Origin of the sequence: Anaerostipes sp. Marseille-Q3525 (genome assembly GCF_018223505.1) — a bacterium.
Classification (GTDB): Bacteria; Bacillota; Clostridia; order Lachnospirales; family Lachnospiraceae; genus Anaerostipes; species Anaerostipes amylophilus.
The window spans coordinates 32,824-49,327 of record NZ_JAGTTT010000004.1; the positions used below are offsets into that span (position 1 = coordinate 32,824).

The 16,504-nt window shown below is 38.7% G+C and carries 20 protein-coding genes; 2 read left to right on the forward strand and 18 right to left on the reverse strand.

Annotated features, from left to right (window positions below; all coding sequences use genetic code 11):
* Positions 1-78 precede the first annotated feature (78 nt).
* Positions 79-1,686: a hydroxylamine reductase gene (gene hcp / locus KE503_RS03240; RefSeq protein WP_212384477.1), complete on the forward strand. Its 1,608-nt coding sequence runs from the start codon at positions 79-81 to the stop codon at positions 1,684-1,686.
* A gap of 172 nt (positions 1,687-1,858) precedes the next feature.
* Here the strand turns inward: hcp and KE503_RS03245 are convergent, their stop codons facing one another.
* The gene (locus tag KE503_RS03245) at positions 1,859-2,014 is read right to left on the reverse strand and encodes a hypothetical protein (RefSeq protein ID WP_212384478.1); all 156 of its coding nucleotides are present in this window, start codon (positions 2,012-2,014) and stop codon (positions 1,859-1,861) included.
* A gap of 43 nt (positions 2,015-2,057) precedes the next feature.
* Between KE503_RS03245 and KE503_RS03250 the strand changes: the two genes are divergently transcribed.
* A complete protein-coding gene (locus tag KE503_RS03250) occupies positions 2,058-2,573 on the forward strand; it encodes a helix-turn-helix domain-containing protein (RefSeq protein ID WP_212384479.1) in 516 nt (171 codons plus the stop codon).
* A 51-nt stretch (positions 2,574-2,624) separates the two neighbouring features.
* Here the strand turns inward: KE503_RS03250 and KE503_RS03255 are convergent, their stop codons facing one another.
* The 17 genes from KE503_RS03255 to KE503_RS03335 form a co-directional block, all read right to left on the reverse strand.
* Positions 2,625-3,041, reverse strand: coding sequence for a hypothetical protein (locus tag KE503_RS03255; protein ID WP_173776405.1), 417 nt, complete (start codon positions 3,039-3,041; stop codon positions 2,625-2,627).
* Positions 3,042-3,062: 21 nt separating this feature from the next.
* A complete protein-coding gene (locus tag KE503_RS03260; RefSeq protein WP_055073234.1) occupies positions 3,063-3,278 on the reverse strand; it encodes a hypothetical protein in 216 nt (71 codons plus the stop codon).
* 263 nt (positions 3,279-3,541) lie between these two features.
* On the reverse strand, positions 3,542-3,754 hold the full coding sequence (locus KE503_RS03265) for a hypothetical protein (RefSeq protein ID WP_212384480.1): 213 nt from the start codon (positions 3,752-3,754) through the stop codon (positions 3,542-3,544).
* Between the two features lie 189 nt (positions 3,755-3,943).
* Positions 3,944-4,546, reverse strand: coding sequence for a Type 1 glutamine amidotransferase-like domain-containing protein (locus KE503_RS03270; RefSeq protein ID WP_212384481.1), 603 nt, complete (start codon positions 4,544-4,546; stop codon positions 3,944-3,946).
* A 227-nt stretch (positions 4,547-4,773) separates the two neighbouring features.
* The gene (lysS, locus tag KE503_RS03275; RefSeq protein WP_212384482.1) at positions 4,774-6,702 is read right to left on the reverse strand and encodes a lysine--tRNA ligase; all 1,929 of its coding nucleotides are present in this window, start codon (positions 6,700-6,702) and stop codon (positions 4,774-4,776) included.
* A gap of 15 nt (positions 6,703-6,717) precedes the next feature.
* Entirely contained in the window at positions 6,718-7,197 is a 480-nt protein-coding gene (gene greA, locus KE503_RS03280) for a transcription elongation factor GreA (RefSeq protein ID WP_212384483.1), read from the reverse strand.
* 69 nt (positions 7,198-7,266) lie between these two features.
* The gene (dusB, locus tag KE503_RS03285; RefSeq protein WP_022374502.1) at positions 7,267-8,265 is read right to left on the reverse strand and encodes a tRNA dihydrouridine synthase DusB; all 999 of its coding nucleotides are present in this window, start codon (positions 8,263-8,265) and stop codon (positions 7,267-7,269) included.
* On the reverse strand, positions 8,252-9,016 hold the full coding sequence (locus KE503_RS03290; protein ID WP_022374503.1) for a type III pantothenate kinase: 765 nt from the start codon (positions 9,014-9,016) through the stop codon (positions 8,252-8,254). Before KE503_RS03290 ends, dusB begins: the two co-directional genes overlap by 14 nt.
* Positions 9,017-9,019: 3 nt before the next feature.
* Positions 9,020-9,352, reverse strand: coding sequence for a DUF6145 family protein (locus KE503_RS03295; RefSeq protein ID WP_022374504.1), 333 nt, complete (start codon positions 9,350-9,352; stop codon positions 9,020-9,022).
* Positions 9,353-9,397: 45 nt separating this feature from the next.
* Complete coding sequence (locus KE503_RS03300; protein WP_117944113.1) at positions 9,398-10,378, reverse strand: biotin--[acetyl-CoA-carboxylase] ligase; 981 nt, start codon at positions 10,376-10,378, stop codon at positions 9,398-9,400.
* Between the two features lie 16 nt (positions 10,379-10,394).
* Positions 10,395-11,348, reverse strand: a complete 954-nt coding sequence (gene argF, locus KE503_RS03305; protein WP_022374506.1) for an ornithine carbamoyltransferase — start codon at positions 11,346-11,348, stop codon at positions 10,395-10,397.
* A 112-nt stretch (positions 11,349-11,460) separates the two neighbouring features.
* Complete coding sequence (locus KE503_RS03310; RefSeq protein ID WP_022374507.1) at positions 11,461-12,111, reverse strand: SGNH/GDSL hydrolase family protein; 651 nt, start codon at positions 12,109-12,111, stop codon at positions 11,461-11,463.
* 105 nt (positions 12,112-12,216) lie between these two features.
* Positions 12,217-13,197 (reverse strand): SPFH domain-containing protein, encoded by a 981-nt coding sequence (locus KE503_RS03315; RefSeq protein ID WP_022374508.1) that lies wholly within the window; start codon positions 13,195-13,197, stop codon positions 12,217-12,219.
* A gap of 4 nt (positions 13,198-13,201) precedes the next feature.
* A complete protein-coding gene (locus KE503_RS03320; protein WP_022374509.1) occupies positions 13,202-13,633 on the reverse strand; it encodes an NfeD family protein in 432 nt (143 codons plus the stop codon).
* Complete coding sequence (locus tag KE503_RS03325; protein WP_055196337.1) at positions 13,634-14,407, reverse strand: TrmH family RNA methyltransferase; 774 nt, start codon at positions 14,405-14,407, stop codon at positions 13,634-13,636.
* Between the two features lie 18 nt (positions 14,408-14,425).
* Entirely contained in the window at positions 14,426-15,073 is a 648-nt protein-coding gene (locus tag KE503_RS03330) for a potassium channel family protein (protein WP_022374511.1), read from the reverse strand.
* Between the two features lie 31 nt (positions 15,074-15,104).
* Complete coding sequence (locus tag KE503_RS03335) at positions 15,105-16,457, reverse strand: TrkH family potassium uptake protein (protein WP_212384484.1); 1,353 nt, start codon at positions 16,455-16,457, stop codon at positions 15,105-15,107.
* Between the last annotated feature and the right edge of the window lie 47 nt (positions 16,458-16,504).

The window sequence follows — 16,504 nt, forward strand, 5'->3', positions numbered from 1 at the left end:
ACAGAAACCCAAGTTGTATACTATTGACAGAGGATGGAAATGATAAAAAAGATCTTAGAATAAAAGGAGAATATAGTAATGGATAAGAATATGTTTTGTTTTCAGTGTGAACAGACGATCGGATGCAGTGGATGTACAGGAAATTCTGGTGTCTGTGGAAAAACGGCAGATACAGCAAAATTACAGGATGAACTGACAGGTGCGTTGATCGGTCTGGCAAGAGCTGTTGACAGCACAACAAATGTTTCTAAAAAAACTAGTCAAGTCATAATTGAAGGACTGTTTACTACAGTTACAAATGTCAATTTTGATAATGCTTCAATTGAAAATATGATACAAAAAGTCAGAGCAGAGAAAGAAAGACTGGCTCCTGATTGCAGCAAATGTCAGTCTCCGTGTGGTAAAACAGACGAATACAATATGCAGCAACTATGGAATGCAGACGAAGATATTCGATCTCTGAAGTCCCTTATTCTCTTTGGCATTCGCGGAATGGCTGCATATGCCTATCATGCAAATGTTCTGAATTATGAAGATGATGAAGTGAATCTGTTCTTCTGCGAAGCACTATTTAAGATTGGTTATGAAGAGAGCTCCGAAGCACTTCTTTCTACAGTTCTCAAAGTAGGAGAGATCAATTTGAAGTGCATGGCACTTCTTGACAAGGCAAATACTGAAACCTATGGAACACCAGAACCGACAGAAGTTACACTTACCGTAGAAAAAGGGCCATTTATTGTAGTAACTGGTCATGATCTGAAGGATCTGCAGCTTTTACTTGAACAGACAAGCGGAAAAGGAATCAACATCTATACTCATGGTGAAATGCTCCCAGCCCATGCCTATCCATTCTTAAAGAAATTTCCTCATCTAAAAGGAAATTTCGGAACCGCATGGCAGAATCAACAGAAAGAGTTTGATCATCTTCCCGCTCCGATCCTTTACACTACCAACTGCCTGATGCCTCCAAAAAGCAGCTATGCTGACAGAGTGTTTACAACAGAAATGGTTGCTTTCCCAGGCACTGTTCATATCGATGAGAAAAAAGATTTTACACCAGTTATTGAAAAAGCACTGGAACTGGGTGGTTACAAAGAAGATCAAATCCTCACAGGTATCAACGGTGGTACGAAAGTAACAACTGGTTTTGGTCATGCAGCCATCCTGTCCCATGCAGATACTGTAATAAAAGCTGTAAAATCAGGCGATATCAGCCATTTCTTCCTGGTTGCCGGCTGTGATGGTGCTAAGCCAGGTCGAAATTATTATACAGAATTTGTAAAACAGGCACCTTCTGACAGTGTGATCCTCACTCTTGCATGTGGGAAATTCCGTTTCAATGATATCGATCTGGGAGAAATCAGTGGCCTGCCACGACTGATGGATATTGGCCAGTGCAACGATGCTTATGGTGCGATCCAGGTTGCTGTCGCACTTGCGGATGCATTTGAATGCTCTGTTAATGAGCTTCCGCTTTCCTTCGTTCTTTCCTGGTATGAACAAAAAGCCGTCTGCATCCTGTTAACACTTTTGCATCTGGGTATCAAAAACATCCGTCTTGGTCCTTCTCTTCCAGCGTTCTTATCACCTAACATTCTGAACTTTCTGGTAGAAAATTATGGCATTGGACCTATTACTACCCCGGAAGAGGATATTAAGGCACTGATGAATAATATGTTGGCATAAAGTAAACAGTCTTTGCTATATTTTTGTGATTTTATATGAAATATATGAAATAGAAAAACTCCTGGGCAAATCCACAGGAGTTTTTCTAATGTTCTTTATTTAATTTTCTTCTTTCGTAGGATTAACTCTCCGAATATTCCTTTCATTATCAACTCCTCCATTTCTTTGAATTTTATGATTTAATCTTCAACTGTTCATATCTTTTAGCCTGTTTCAACTCTTCTAAAGCATCCATTAGGCGATTGATAGATTTTCTTGTTGTTTCTTGATGCTTCCAGTATAATAAAATCCATAGAGAAAACACACGCACAACATGTGGACTTAACACCTGATAATCCTCATGTCTTGCGATATAGAGGGAGGAAATTCTCATGGGTAAACAATCTACCAGAGAAAACAAAACAATTTACCAGCTTTGCCGGGAAGCCGCAGGGCTTACAAGGGCAGAAGCAAGTGATAAAATGAAGGCTGTCTCAGATTCTAAAATCGAAAAATTCGAATACGAAACACAGGAGCCTACACCTTACGATATCATTCAAATGGCTGATGCTTATAAGAGACCGGATCTCTGCAATTATTACTGCTCACACAAATGTGAAATAGGCCACCGCTATGTTCCAGAAATAGAAGTAACTGACTTGTCAAATATCATCCTAGAAACCATTGCCGGTCTAAATGAAATCAACCCTCTTACCGGTCGGCTGATCCAAATCGCTCGTGACGGCAAGATCAGTGATGATGAGATGAAGGATTTTGCTTTTATCAGTAAAAAACTGGATGCAATTTCTTTAGCCATAGACTCTCTAAATCTTTGGGTAGATAAGACAGCCAGTGAACAGGGTCTCAATCTTGAACTTCTAAATGCCGAAAAAGAAAAATTAAAATGATCCATAACTCACGAACGGCAATGAATCATTTCTGATTCATTGCCGTTGTCTTTACATACGTTGTAATTGATTGACGATACTTTCTGTTCTTCGAATAGCTTCTTCTACCTGTCTTTTTGCAGTGTTGATTCGATCCTGGACCATCCAGTCCACAACAAATCCATCGAAAAAATAATCTGCAAATGAAAGAAAATCTCCGGTATTGATATGTAGATCACATGCCATATTTACATCATTTAATTCCCTGCTGAAATTACGGAGATCATACTTTGCCTGATCCATATTCTGCTTTGCATGATCCATTTTAGAATGTTTCAGCATCGTACTGAAAAATCCTCCGCCAAACATATCTACCAGACCCCAGTTTTTTGCACTGTTCAGATTCTCTTTTGCTGCACTAAGACTATTTAAGGCTCTGCGTCCGGCTTCAATTGCTTCTCTTTTTTCCTTTTCAATATCATATCCCATTAAAAACACCTCCCTGCCTCTTTAAGAATGTGAAGTTACAAGTCCGATAATCCCACCAATAATCAATAGCGGAAAAGCTATATACATTAATCCGCCTACTACCATTCCGATCAATATCACTGGAAAGAAAATAATCATACAAAGTAATTTCATGATTCCCCAGGATGCTTTTAAGCCAAATATAAAAAATTTTCCAACAAACCAAATCATACAAATAGTAAATAATACTGTTAACATCTTTTTCTCCTTCTAACACTCATCCAGTTGTGAGTGATTCATCTTTTCTGTTGATATTGTCAGTATAGCAAAATAATTTTTTACAATACACCTCCGTAGTAAAGAATAAAATCTTTATAATTCCCATTTTTTGTGGAATATCACAAAATAAGTCCCAAAATGGCACTTTCCCTTTTGAGCCTATACACTTTATCAGCTAACGTATTTCACTTTCATTTTTCCTCATGATCATGAGGCTTTTTTCTCTTAAAGGGTTCAACAAACTAAATTTGACGATTCCACACCATTATAAATTCTTTTTCTTCTGTATTGTCATCTTGATACACATATATCTCTGCATAAGGAAGAATTTTTCTAACCATATCATAATTTGAACGCCAATAATCAGACGATATAAAATTATGTGCTTGAATATTCGTGTCTAACCATATTTTCATCAGTGCGTCTATATCATACTCGTCATATTGCCGTATCACACCAACACCTCCTAATAAACACACAATAGCACGTACCTTTTTTATTAAAATTACTCTGCTATCATTATCCTATACCAAATATAAAAAGTCAAAAAAGTTTAGTTGCTTCACATTCAGCATAGAAAAAGCCCTTTGAGAAAAGGATTTCTCCTCTCTCAAAGGGCAAGTTGACAAACACGAATTTTCAAATTAGTCTTTGCAAATAATCTTTGAACCTTCACCATCAATTACAATTCCCTGATGGTTGTTAATTGGGCATAGATTCAAATCCGAAAATTCAGTCATTATTTTCTCGGTAACTTTCTTAAATGGTGCTGTAAGATAATGCGGAAGAACATAGAAATCAATCAAATCAAGCCCTGCATCATCTTCTTGTGAGTAGTCCTCCGGTTTTTCATCCATTTGTTCAATATATTGGATAGTTGGAGCGCATATAATCGCACCCGCCGATTCACCAATCATCAGTTTTCCCTTTGCCAATTCCTTCTTCAATAGCTCATCCGTTCCCGTTTTACGGAGCTGGTCCATAAGAAAGAAAGAATTTCCACCAGTAAAATATATCACATCCGCATCTTCAAAAACGGACTGTATCGTTAAATAAGCCTCCGTTGAAATATCAATTTCCGTTACGGCTGCTCCCAGTTTATTGAATAGCTTTCGAGCCGAGCCGACATAACCGGTATAGCCTTCACGTAGCGAAGCTGTGGGAATAAATGCGACTTTCTTGTTATCAATTTCTTCTTTTATCAAACTTCCTACACTTGAAAAGTGCGAACATAAAAACAGTTTCATCCATATCCTCCTTGAATAAATTCCGATTTGTATTTCCATTCATTTTAGAAAATGGGCAATCCCGATTGGAATTGCCCACTCATTGCTTTAATTATGCGATTTTTTCTTGCTTGCACCGATTTCTGCATCAATTGATGTAAGTTTGATGTAAATCGCTGTTTTTTCAGTTTTTTATCAAATGAAGTACGTCCCGTTTATTTTGTAAAACGGTACATCTTTACATCATCTTAATAGAGCTTAGCACCTGCCGGAATGTGGTTATCAACCATCAGAAGATGAAGCTTTTCTTCGCCTTCTTCTTCATGAATAGCACTGAGGAGCATACCGCAAGAGTCAATGCCCATCATAGCTCTCGGTGGAAGATTTGTGATAGCAATAAGAGTCTTTCCAACCAGTTCTTCCGGCTCATAAAAGCTATGAATACCGCTTAAAATGGTTCTGTCTGTGCCTGTTCCGTCATCAAGAGTAAACTGTAACAGTTTCTTTGACTTCGGTACTGCAACACACTCTTTAACCTTTACTGCACGGAAATCTGACTTGCTGAATGTATCAAAATCAACAAATTCCTCAAATAAAGGCTCTACCTTTACCTTAGAAAAATCAATCTTTTCAGACTCAGTTTTTACATTTTTTTCAGGTGCTTCAGAAGCTGTATTATTTACATCATTTTTCTTATTTACACCATCTAAGGACTTCATTGTCGGGAATAATAAGACGTCTCTGATCGCTGTAGAGTTTGTTAATAACATAACCATTCTGTCGATACCGAATCCGATACCACCTGTTGGAGGCATACCAATCTCTAATGCATTTAAGAAGTCTTCATCTGTTGTGTTGGCTTCTTCATCACCCTGTGCGAGAAGTTCTTCCTGAGCTTTGAAACGTTCTCTCTGATCGATTGGGTCATTTAACTCAGAGTATGCATTTGCCATCTCCCATCCATTCATGAAGAACTCGAAACGTTCTACATAATCTGGATCTTCTGGTTTTCTTTTTGTTAATGGAGAGATTTCTACTGGGTGATCCATAACGAATGTTGGCTGGATCAGTTTGTCTTCTACGAATTCTTCAAAGAATAAGTTTAAGATATCTCCACGTTTGTGGCGTTCTTCATATTCTACATGGTGTTCTTCGGCAGCTGCTCTTGCTTCCTCTAAAGTCTTGATCTCTTTAAAGTCTACTCCAGAGTATTTCTTAACTGCGTCTACCATTGTGATTCTCTCAAATGGTTTACCAAGGTCGATCTCAAAATCTTTGTACTGAATCTTTGTTCCACCGCATACTTCCTGTGCAAGGTAACGGTATAAGTTCTCAGTCAGATCCATCATTCCGTGATAGTCTGTGTATGCCTGATATAATTCCATTAATGTAAACTCTGGGTTATGACGTGTGTCAACACCTTCGTTACGGAATACACGTCCGATCTCGTAAACTTTCTCAAGTCCACCAACGATCAGTCTCTTTAAGTATAACTCAAGAGAAATTCTTAATTTCACGTCTTCACTTAATGCGTTGTAGTGAGTTTCAAATGGTCTTGCTGCTGCTCCACCTGCGTTTGATACTAACATTGGAGTTTCAACTTCCATGAATCCCTGTCCATCTAAGTAAGAACGGATCTTGCTGATGATCTTAGAACGTTTGATGAATACTTCTTTGGATTCTTCGTTCATGATCAGATCAACATATCTCTGACGATATCTTGTGTCTGTATCTGTTAATCCGTGGAATTTCTCTGGAAGTGGTTTTAAACTCTTAGATAATAAAATCACTTCTTCTGCATGGATAGATTTCTCTCCTGTCTTTGTAGCAAAGACTTTACCTTTGATACCTACGATATCTCCGATATCCATCTTCTTGAAATCCTGATAAGATTCTACACCGATCTCATCTCTTGCTACATATGCCTGAATTCCACCCTGAAGGTCCTGTACGTTACAGAAAGATGCTTTACCCATCACACGTTTGAACATTAAACGTCCTGCAACTGCTACTTCTTTTCCTTCTAATTCTTCAAAATTATCTTTGATTTCTTTTGAATGATGTGTTACATCATATTTCATGATCTCGAACGGATTCTTGCCAGCTGCCTGTAAATCAGCCAGTTTCTGTCTTCTAACTTTGATCAGTTCGTTTGTATCTTTATTCTGCTGTGCCACTTTTCTTACTTCCTCTTACTTTCTCTGTACATCAATAACTCTGAAATCGTTTACCTGATTGATTCCTTCTACGGATACGACATCTCCGATCTTCTTTCCAAGTAAAGCTCTACCGATTGGTGCTTCATTGGAAATCTTGTTCTGAAGGATATCTGCTTCTGTAGAACCTACGATATGGTATGTTACTTCTTTTCCAAGAGAGATGTCTTCTAATAACACATGACATCCAAGGCTGATGACACCTTTTTCGAATTTCTCATCGATAACAACAGCGTTCTTTAAGATCTGTTCGATCTCTTCGATACGTGCTTCCATATCACGCTGTTCATCTTTGGCTGCATCATATTCTGCGTTCTCTGATAAGTCACCCTGTTCTCTTGCTTCTTTGATCTTCTGTGCGATCTCTTTACGTCTTACGACTTTTAATTCCTGTAATTCATCTTCTAATGCTTTTAAACCATCTGGGGTTAATATATTCTTCTTTGCCTCTGCCATAACACTATTCCTTTCGTTCTAAATGTTAACTGATTAATTATAGCTTACCTATGTTTCTTTTGTCAATTCCTAATCCCTTTCTGGATTAGCTTTGAGATAAGTTTGCAGTAATTCTTCTAAGTCTTCGTATGTTTCTGTATGATTTACCTTCTCACGAAGTTTTGCTGCCCCCGGAAAACCGAATGTATACCATGCAACATGTTTTCTCATCTCCCGGACTCCAATGTATTCTCCTTTAAAGTCGATCATCATCTGTCCGTGTCTTAACATCATTGCTACAACTTCTTCTAAGGATGGTCTTGGAAGTTCTTCCCCTGTCTCAAAGAAATGTAAGATTTCTTTAAAAATCCATGGATTTCCTTTTGCTCTTCTTCCGATCATAAATCCATCACAGCCTGTTTCTTCCTGCATTCTTAATACATCCTTGGCACATGTGATATCACCATTTCCAATGACAGGAATATCAACAGCTTCTTTTACCTTGCGGATAATGGACCAGTCTGCAGTTCCTGAATAATACTGTTCTCTTGTTCTTCCATGAACTGCGATTGCTGCTGCTCCATTCTCCTGTGCAACCTGTGCCATCTCTGGTGCGTTGACCAGATCATCATTAAATCCCTTACGAATCTTAACTGTAACTGGAATATCAACAGCATCAACAACTGCTTTGATCACTTTTCCTGCTAATTTCGGATTCTTCATCAATGCTGATCCATCGCCGTTATTTACAATCTTTGGAACTGGGCAACCCATATTGATGTCGATCATCTGGAATCGTCCATCATTAACTTTCGCTGCCATCTGTCCCATGATATCTGGATCAGAACCAAAAATCTGAATCGCTACTGGAATCTCCTTTGGATCTGTTGCCATCAATGGCTCAGATTTACGGTTTCCATAATATAATCCCTTAGCACTTACCATCTCAGTGCACATCATTCCAGCCCCCTGTTCCTTACATAACAGACGATATGGAAGATCTGTAACTCCTGCCATCGGTGCCAGTGCTAATGGATGTTTGATTGTAATATTTCCAATAACTAAAGGTTTTAATTTATTGTTTCTCATAAATGATCTGTAATCCCTTCAATGTTAATGTTGGATCGTAGTAGTCGATTTCATCAACTGTCTGCGCGATCATCTTTCCAAGACCTCCTGTTGCGATAACTTTCATGTTATCAAAACCTGTCTCTTCTTTCATCTTCTGTACTATATATTTTGTTTCACCAACAACTCCATAATACAGACCTGCCTGCATACTGTCGATCGTACTATTTGCAAGGATTGTCTTTGGCTTTACGATCTCAATCTCTGGGAGACGTGCTGCATCTTTGTATAATACATTAGCTGAAGTACGGATTCCTGGTGCAATCACTCCTGCTAAGAATATGCCATTCTCTGTGACAATATCGTATGTTGTTGCAGTTCCATAATCAATAACGAGTGCTGGCCCACCATAAAGCTCATATCCTGCAACCAAATCCACGATTCTGTCTGCTCCAACTTCTCTTGGATTAAATCTTCCAAGATTGATTCCTGTCTTGATTCCTGGTCCTACAATAATTGGTTTTACATCAAAATATTTGATCAGCCCACTTGTCAGTGAATGCATGATATTCGGTACAACAGATCCAATGATCGCTGCTTTCACTTCGTGTTCGTCTAATCCTTTTTCTTTTAATAAATTTGAAATCAGAATTCCGAATTCATCGGATGTTCTTGGTAACTTTGTTGTAATACGAAATACTTCTATAATTTCTTTTCTTTTGAATACACCGATCGTTACATTTGTATTTCCAACATCGAGTGCTAATAACATAATTTATACCTCATCTTCCCCCAAAAGGAATATTCTATAATATAATTCCAAGGACTCCCAGAAATCCTGTTTTTCCTGTCTTAGTTTCTTGATCATCAGTTCGCTTCCGATCTCATCATAGAAGAAATCGTTCTCTTCCACATGAGTAACAAAATTTAATTTTCCATCTTCATCGAATTCCAGTGTCAAGATTCCGCCGACTTCTGCTGTAAATAATACACATGCGATCTGCAGTTCCTGTTTGATCTGTTCTGGTAATCCGTTAAAATCTGGATTCAGGTAATATTTTTTCTCATATGCATTAGAACCGCATAATGTAACTTTATCCTGATACATATTTTTGTATTTCTCCTTATCTATCATTCTATATGCCTTGAGATATTATACATATCCCAAGATGCCTCTTACTGATACCTCTCCTGATGAAACTTCTGATACCTTTCCATCTTCATCCTCTACCAGTAGTTCTCCACGGTGATTGATGCCTCTTGATAAAAATGTCTCTTCTTTGGAACCTCTCACAACCTTGATCTTCTGATCTGTATGTACCAGAAGTTTATTGTATTCATCCTGTAACAGGCTTAAATCTTCTGTCTTTAAAAACCGTTCATAATATTTTTCAAAACATTCTAATACTTTGGCTGCCAGTGGAGCTCTCTTGATCTTTCTTCCTCCTTCGATCTGGAGTGAAGTTGCCTTATCAATTAAATCTTCTGGAAAATGATCGATATTTACATTTATGCCAAGTCCTACCACAATGTAATTGATCTCATCCATCTGAAGGCTCATCTCTGTTAAGATTCCACAGATCTTCTTTCCATTCACAATGATATCATTCGGCCATTTTATCTTTGCACAGATTCCTGTTATCTCACAAATGGCTTTATTGACTGCTAATGCTGTCACTAATGTAAGCATTGACGAATTCTGTGCTTCGATCTGAGGTTTTAAAAGAAAACTCATTGCAATCCCTGTTCCGGCTTCTGCCATCCAGCTTCGTCCTCTTCTTCCTTTTCCCATCGTCTGCTCTTCTGTGATTGCAACAGTACCATGCTTAGCACCTGCTTCTGCCAGACGACGGATCTCGAGATTTGTGGAATCCATTGTCTCATAGCAGTGAAGATCTTTTCCAAGCCATCTCGTGTGTAGGCAGGATGAAACTTCTTCTTTTGTTAAGAGATCTGGTTCCATCACAAGTTTATAACCTTTATTAGTCACAGAATCGATCTCATATCCTTCTGCTCTTAATGCTTTAATATGCTTCCAGATCGCAGTCCTTGAAACTCCCAACCGCTCGCAAAGCTGCTGCCCGGATACATAATCGTCTGCATTTTTTAATTCTTTCAGAATCTTGCTTTTCATTGAATATTTTTATCTCCTAATATTCTCCTAAAGTTGCTACCATCACAGCTTTGATCGTATGCATGCGGTTTTCTGCTTCATCAAAGATCACATCTGCAAAATGTTCAAAGACATCTTCTGTGATCTCATGTCCTTTGACTGCTGGAAGACAATGCATAACAATCGTTGAATCTTTTCCTGTCATCTCTAACATTTCTTTATTTACCTGATATGGTCTTAATAAAGCGATTCTTTCCGCTGCCTTATCTTCTTCACCCATAGATGCCCATACATCTGTGTAAATGCAGTCTGCACCTTCTACGGCTTCTTTCACGTCTTCTGTGAAACGAATCTTAGCTCCTGATTCTTTTGCATATTCTTCACACTGTTTTACCAGTTCTTCCTTTGGCCATAAGCTCTTTGGTGCTAAGCATGTGAAGTTTAATCCCATCTTGCTGCATCCGATCATTAAAGAATTGCTCATGTTATTTCTTCCATCTCCAGCAAATACGAAGTTTAATCCTTTGATCTCTCCGAACTGTTCTCTTAATGTTAAGAAGTCAGCTAAGATCTGTGTTGGATGGTAATCGTCTGTTAAACCATTCCATACTGGTACTCCACTGTATTTCGCTAATTTCTCTACATTCTCATGTAAGAATCCCCTAAATTCGATTCCATCAAACATTCTTCCAAGAACTCTTGCTGTATCTTCTACAGATTCTTTATGTCCTAACTGAATATCATCTTTTCCAAGATATTCTGGGTGAGCACCTTCATCAACACAACCGATCGTAAATGAACATCTTGTTCTTGTACTTGGTTTTTCAAATAAAAGAGCGATATTCTTTCCTTTTAAACTGTTTCCTGTGATTCCTTTTTTCTTATCTGCTTTTAATTTTGCTGCTAAATCTAAAAAATAACCAATTTCTTCTGGTGTAAAGTCTTTTAATGTTAAGAAACTTCTTCCCTTTAAGCTTGTCTTTGCGTCCATCTTTTGTTCCTCCATTTTCTTGTATCGTCGATGTCTCTGCCCTTTAACCCACGGCAGGCATCATATAGTTGTTATTATATAGGAATGCATCTTTGAAAACAACCCGAAACCGCTATATTTCAAGGATTTCCTTGCATTTTTTGGCAACCATTTTGCCAAGTTTTCTATGGCTTTCTCTTGTCAGGTGACAGGCATCGATTTCAGAGGGGTTTGCATACTTTGCTGCATCCAGAAATTCGATATTATGAAACTTGGCCCAGTCTTCATAAATCGGTGCCAGTCTCTTTGAATAACTGATTCCTCTTTCAAATCCCATTTCCTCTCCACTTGGGATGTCAACAAGATTATCTCCAAGATGTGGCGGTGACATTAAAAGAATCTTTGCTGACTGCCCATCTTGTCTCTTCTGCGGAGTGATTGATTTGATCATCTTGATCAGTCGGTCAATTCCTTTTCCGATGTCTGTTGGTGTCGCCTGAAAACGAATCTTTAGGTCATTGGTTCCAAGCATCAAAACTACCAGATCGATCGGTCCGTGGCTGTGTAAACATGGATCTAAATATGTTGCACCATTTCTTCCAGGTCTTAACTCATCTTCAAAACTTGTTGTTCTGCCATTTAATCCTTCTGGAATCACGATCGCCGAATCTTTTAGTTCCTTTTGTAAAATGGTTGTCCAACGTTCTTCGTATTCGTAACGAAAGCCATTTTCTGGATTATATCCGTATGTATTGGAATCTCCATAACAAACGATTGTTTTCATTTTCTTACCTCCTGTCAGTATCAAACGTTGCAAAAGCCGGAACACATTTTTGTGTTCCGGCATACCTGCCAATAGTTGTTATATTCTCGTAGGCATCCTTAAAATTTACTGTTCTTTTACATTTTCCTGAGCCTGTTCTTCGATCAGATCTGTAATATTTTTTTCATCGTCTTTTGCAACTTCTGTGATAGATTTTACAAGACCTGCCATTCCTTGAATCTCAGATGGAATAATGATCTTGGTTGCTTTTCCATCAGCTGCTTTGGCAAATGCTTCTAGACTCTTTAACTGGATGACTGCATCATCAGCTTTCGCTGCCTTGATCGATTCAATACCCTGTGCGTTTGCTTTCTGGATCGCACGGATTGCTTCTGCCTCACCTTCGGCTTCACGGATCGTTGCTTCTTTCTTAGCTTCTGCACGAAGGATTGCTGCTTCCTTATCACCTTCTGCCTGAAGAACCATAGATTCTTTCTGTCCTTCTGCACGTAAGATTGCAGATTTCTTTTCACCTTCTGCGATCAAGATTGCTTCTCTTCGTTCACGTTCAGCCTTCATCTGTTTCTCCATAGCATCTTGAATAGCTGCTGGTGGAATGATGTTCTTAAGTTCCACACGGTTTACCTTGATTCCCCATGGATCTGTTGCAACATCAAGAGTTGCTCTCATCTGAGTATTAATTGTCTCTCTGGAAGTTAATGTTTCGTCTAATTCCAGATCACCGATAACATTTCGAAGTGTTGTCGCTGTCAGATTCTCAATCGCCATGATCGGATTTTCTACACCATAGCTGTATAATTTTGGATCCGTGATCTGAAAATATACAACGGTATCGATCTGCATTGTAACGTTATCTTTTGTGATAACTGGCTGTGGTGGGAAGTCCACTACCTGTTCTTTTAAATTTACTTTCCTTGCAACACGATCGATAAATGGAACTTTCACATGAAGTCCAACAGACCATGTACCCTGATACGCTCCTAATCGTTCCACAACATAGGCATGTGCCTGTGGTACGATGCGTACAGTTGATGTAATGATCATGACAAGTAATACAACAACGATAAAAAATAAAATAATTGACATATTCCTATACCTCTCTTTCTACAATCAGTTTTACACCCTGAATCTCTTTGACAACAACTTCGCAGCCTGCTGGAATAATTTCTCCAGCTTCAGCACTTCTTGCTGTCCAATCCTGCCCATTTAGCTGAACATATCCTTTACTTTCCATGTTATTAATAGTTTCTTTTACAAGTGCTGTCTGCCCGATCAGTGCATCTGTATTGGTCTTTTGCACTCGATTATTTAAATATCTTTTTGCAACTGGTCTTGTTAAAGCAAACAATAAGCATGTTACAACGATAAATAATAACATCTGTACAAGAAATGGTACTCCAAATAATGCTGCAATTGCTGCAACAACTGCGCCACCTGCAAACCAGATACTTGTAAGTCCCAGTGTCAGAATCTCAATAAGTAAAAATACGGCTGATGCGATCAGCCAATAAACTGCATACATCTAATCCACCCCCTGTCGCTGGCGTCTTGCCTCATAAACCAAGAGTCCAGATGCCATAGCTGCATTTAATGATTCTACCCTGCCGCACATTGGAATCTTAATCTTCTTCTGTGCATTGTCTGTCAGTTCATCTGTTAATCCATTTCCTTCATTGCCTATCAAAAATGCCGTTCCTGATGTATACGATTCTCTCGTATAGTCTGTGCCATTTAAATGTGCTGCATACGTTGTGATATTCCTGTCTTTCATCATCTTTATCACTTCAAAAAGATCATCTACATAGACAAATGGGACTCTGAAGATCGATCCCATCGTAGAACGTGTTACTTTCGGATTATAAATATCTACTGTTTCACGACTCATAATGATTCCATTGATTCCGGCTCCCTCTCCTGTACGAAGGATAGTTCCAAGATTTCCTGGGTCTTGCAGATTCTCAAGAACCAGCAATAATGGATTTTCCTGCTGCAACAGATCTTCAAGTGAATATTCAAGCATTCGGACTAAAGCTAACACTCCCTGTGGTGTCATAGTGTCTGAAATTTCTTTCATTACCTGATCTGAAACAAGCTCAACCTCCATTCCTTCAAAAACAGCCTGATGTTCCTTATAGAAATCTTCTGATGCATATACTTTGTATAAATATTGTTCTGGAATCTCTGTAAACATACGGATTCCTTCTACAAGGAATAACTGCTGTTTTCTTCGTTCTCTTGCATTCTTCTTTAATTTCATGATCTGCTTGATCTGTTTATTCTGAATGGTCGTGATCATTTCTCATACACCTCCCATCTATTTTCTGAATCTTGCCAGATCACGTTTCTTACCGATCAGTACAAGATTATCTTGTTCATTGATTGGCTGTGTTGGATCTGGTGCTCCGTCAACACCTGCATTTCCTTCAATTGCAATAACATTGACATTATATTTTCCACGAAAATTAATATCTGCTAATGATTTATTGATCCATTCTTTTCTGGCTGGTACTTTCACAATACTTGTATCGGCTGAAAGATCAAATAAATCTGTCATACTTCCACCAAGAAGATTGTTGGCGATTCTTGCCCCCATCTCTTCTTCTGGATAGACAACTTCATCGGCTCCTACTCTCTTTAAGATTTCTCCTTTTAAAGTCCCATCTGCCTTTACAAGGACATAGGGAACTCCGATTTCCTTTACGATCATCAAAGCCATAACACTGGCATCAAGATGTTCTGCCGTTGCGATCACAACAGCATCCATTCCCTCCAGTCCAATATTATTCATCATCTCTTTATCTGATACGTCCACACAAACTGTACATGTCACTTCATCTGCAATCTCTCTGACAAGATCTTCATTCTTATCTACTGCCAACACTTCTGCTCCACCTTTGGTCAGTGCTCTTGCAACACTGCTTCCAAACTTTCCGAGTCCCAAAACTGCAACTGATTTCTTCATTCTATTCCTCCGCTGTGAAATAATATTCTTTCTATAAGATCAGATCCTGTTCTGGATACATGACCTGCTTTTTCTTATTCTTCTGTGAAAAACCGATTGCCATAGAGATCGGTCCTACACGTCCAAGATACATGGTAATGATGATAATCACTTTCCCTGCGATTGTCAAATTCGGTGTTAATCCCTTTGTAAGCCCAACCGTTCCGAGTGCTGAAACACACTCATAACAAGACTCCATAAAATTTCCATGGTCAAATACTAAGAGTAATAACACAGAAGTCATTAATACCATTAAATTGATCACAATGATCGCTAGTGCTTTTGACAAAAGATTACCTGGCACTCTTCGTTTAAACAGACTGATCGACTCTTCTTGCTTAGCTGCTGAGATCACACAGAATATAAGAATCGCAAAGGTCACTGTCTTAACACCTCCCGCAGTTCCAGCCGGTGATCCTCCAATGATCATCAAAAACATCGAAACTAAAGAAGAGGCATCTGTTAGTGCTCCCTGTGCAACTGTCTCAAACCCCGCAGTACGTGTCGTCACTGCCTGAAACAGTGATGCCATGACTTTACCTGGTAATGACAGATTTCCCATCGTTGCTGGATTATGATATTCAAACAAAAAGATCAAGACTGTTCCAAATAAAATAAGGAATGTTGATATTGCTAACACGATCTTTGTTTGAAATTTCAACTGTTGCACAATTCTTTTTACTGGAATCTTCTCTTTTATAAGCTTTTTCATACTCTGCCAAAGATCTTTCCATACGATAAATCCAAGTCCTCCAAGAACGATCAATGCCATTGTTGTAAAATTAATAACCGGATTCGTCACATAACTTCGAAAACTATCCTCTTTTACGATATCCATTCCTGCATTACAAAATGCGGAAATGGAATTAAAAACTGCTGCCCAGATTCCATAACCAACTCCGAATTCCGGTATAAACTGTGTTGCATAAAGCACTGCACCGGCCCCTTCTACAATCGCCGTTCCAAGAATGATTTTCTTAACCAATGGCACTAGCCCTGTCAATGTATTAAGCCCCAAAGATTCCTGAATCAGCATCCTGTTTCCAAGTGTGATCCTTCTTCCTAGCACATAGAACATCCCAGTTGTGATCGTTACTACTCCAAGTCCTCCGATCTGGACAAGTAAAAGAATCACAACCTGCCCAAACAGACTCCAATGTGTCATTGTGGTTTCAACGACCAGCCCTGTTACACATACCGAAGTTGTCGCTGTAAATAACGCATCTATATATGAGGTTGCCTGCCCGCTTTTAGCTGCAATCGGCAATGTCAGCAAAATGGAACCTGCAAATATTGTAATAAAAAAGCCAAGCAATATGATCTGTATCGGCCGTAATTCATTCATAAAATACTCCTGTCATCTTGTTTATATAAGATCATCTCCAGATAATT

Bases quoted from the DNA above. Each gene is read 5' to 3' on its own strand.
- KE503_RS03300 (WP_117944113.1), bottom strand. From the start codon at position 10,378: ATGAAAAGCAAGATTCTGAAAGAATTAAAAAATGCAGACGATTATGTA.
- KE503_RS03315 (WP_022374508.1), bottom strand. From the start codon at position 13,197: ATGTCAATTATTTTATTTTTTATCGTTGTTGTATTACTTGTCATGATC.
- KE503_RS03260 (WP_055073234.1), bottom strand. From the start codon at position 3,278: ATGTTAACAGTATTATTTACTATTTGTATGATTTGGTTTGTTGGAAAA.
- KE503_RS03330 (WP_022374511.1), bottom strand. From the start codon at position 15,073: ATGAAGAAATCAGTTGCAGTTTTGGGACTCGGAAAGTTTGGAAGCAGT.
- argF (WP_022374506.1), bottom strand. From the start codon at position 11,348: ATGGACGCAAAGACAAGCTTAAAGGGAAGAAGTTTCTTAACATTAAAA.
- KE503_RS03320 (WP_022374509.1), bottom strand. From the start codon at position 13,633: ATGTATGCAGTTTATTGGCTGATCGCATCAGCCGTATTTTTACTTATT.
- KE503_RS03310 (WP_022374507.1), bottom strand. From the start codon at position 12,111: ATGAAAACAATCGTTTGTTATGGAGATTCCAATACATACGGATATAAT.
- hcp (WP_212384477.1), top strand. From the start codon at position 79: ATGGATAAGAATATGTTTTGTTTTCAGTGTGAACAGACGATCGGATGC.
- KE503_RS03250 (WP_212384479.1), top strand. From the start codon at position 2,058: ATGGGTAAACAATCTACCAGAGAAAACAAAACAATTTACCAGCTTTGC.
- greA (WP_212384483.1), bottom strand. From the start codon at position 7,197: ATGGCAGAGGCAAAGAAGAATATATTAACCCCAGATGGTTTAAAAGCA.
- KE503_RS03290 (WP_022374503.1), bottom strand. From the start codon at position 9,016: ATGTTATTAGCACTCGATGTTGGAAATACAAATGTAACGATCGGTGTA.
- KE503_RS03335 (WP_212384484.1), bottom strand. From the start codon at position 16,457: ATGAATGAATTACGGCCGATACAGATCATATTGCTTGGCTTTTTTATT.
- dusB (WP_022374502.1), bottom strand. From the start codon at position 8,265: ATGAGAAACAATAAATTAAAACCTTTAGTTATTGGAAATATTACAATC.
- KE503_RS03270 (WP_212384481.1), bottom strand. From the start codon at position 4,546: ATGAAACTGTTTTTATGTTCGCACTTTTCAAGTGTAGGAAGTTTGATA.
- KE503_RS03325 (WP_055196337.1), bottom strand. From the start codon at position 14,407: ATGATCACGACCATTCAGAATAAACAGATCAAGCAGATCATGAAATTA.
- KE503_RS03255 (WP_173776405.1), bottom strand. From the start codon at position 3,041: ATGGGATATGATATTGAAAAGGAAAAAAGAGAAGCAATTGAAGCCGGA.
- KE503_RS03295 (WP_022374504.1), bottom strand. From the start codon at position 9,352: ATGTATCAGGATAAAGTTACATTATGCGGTTCTAATGCATATGAGAAA.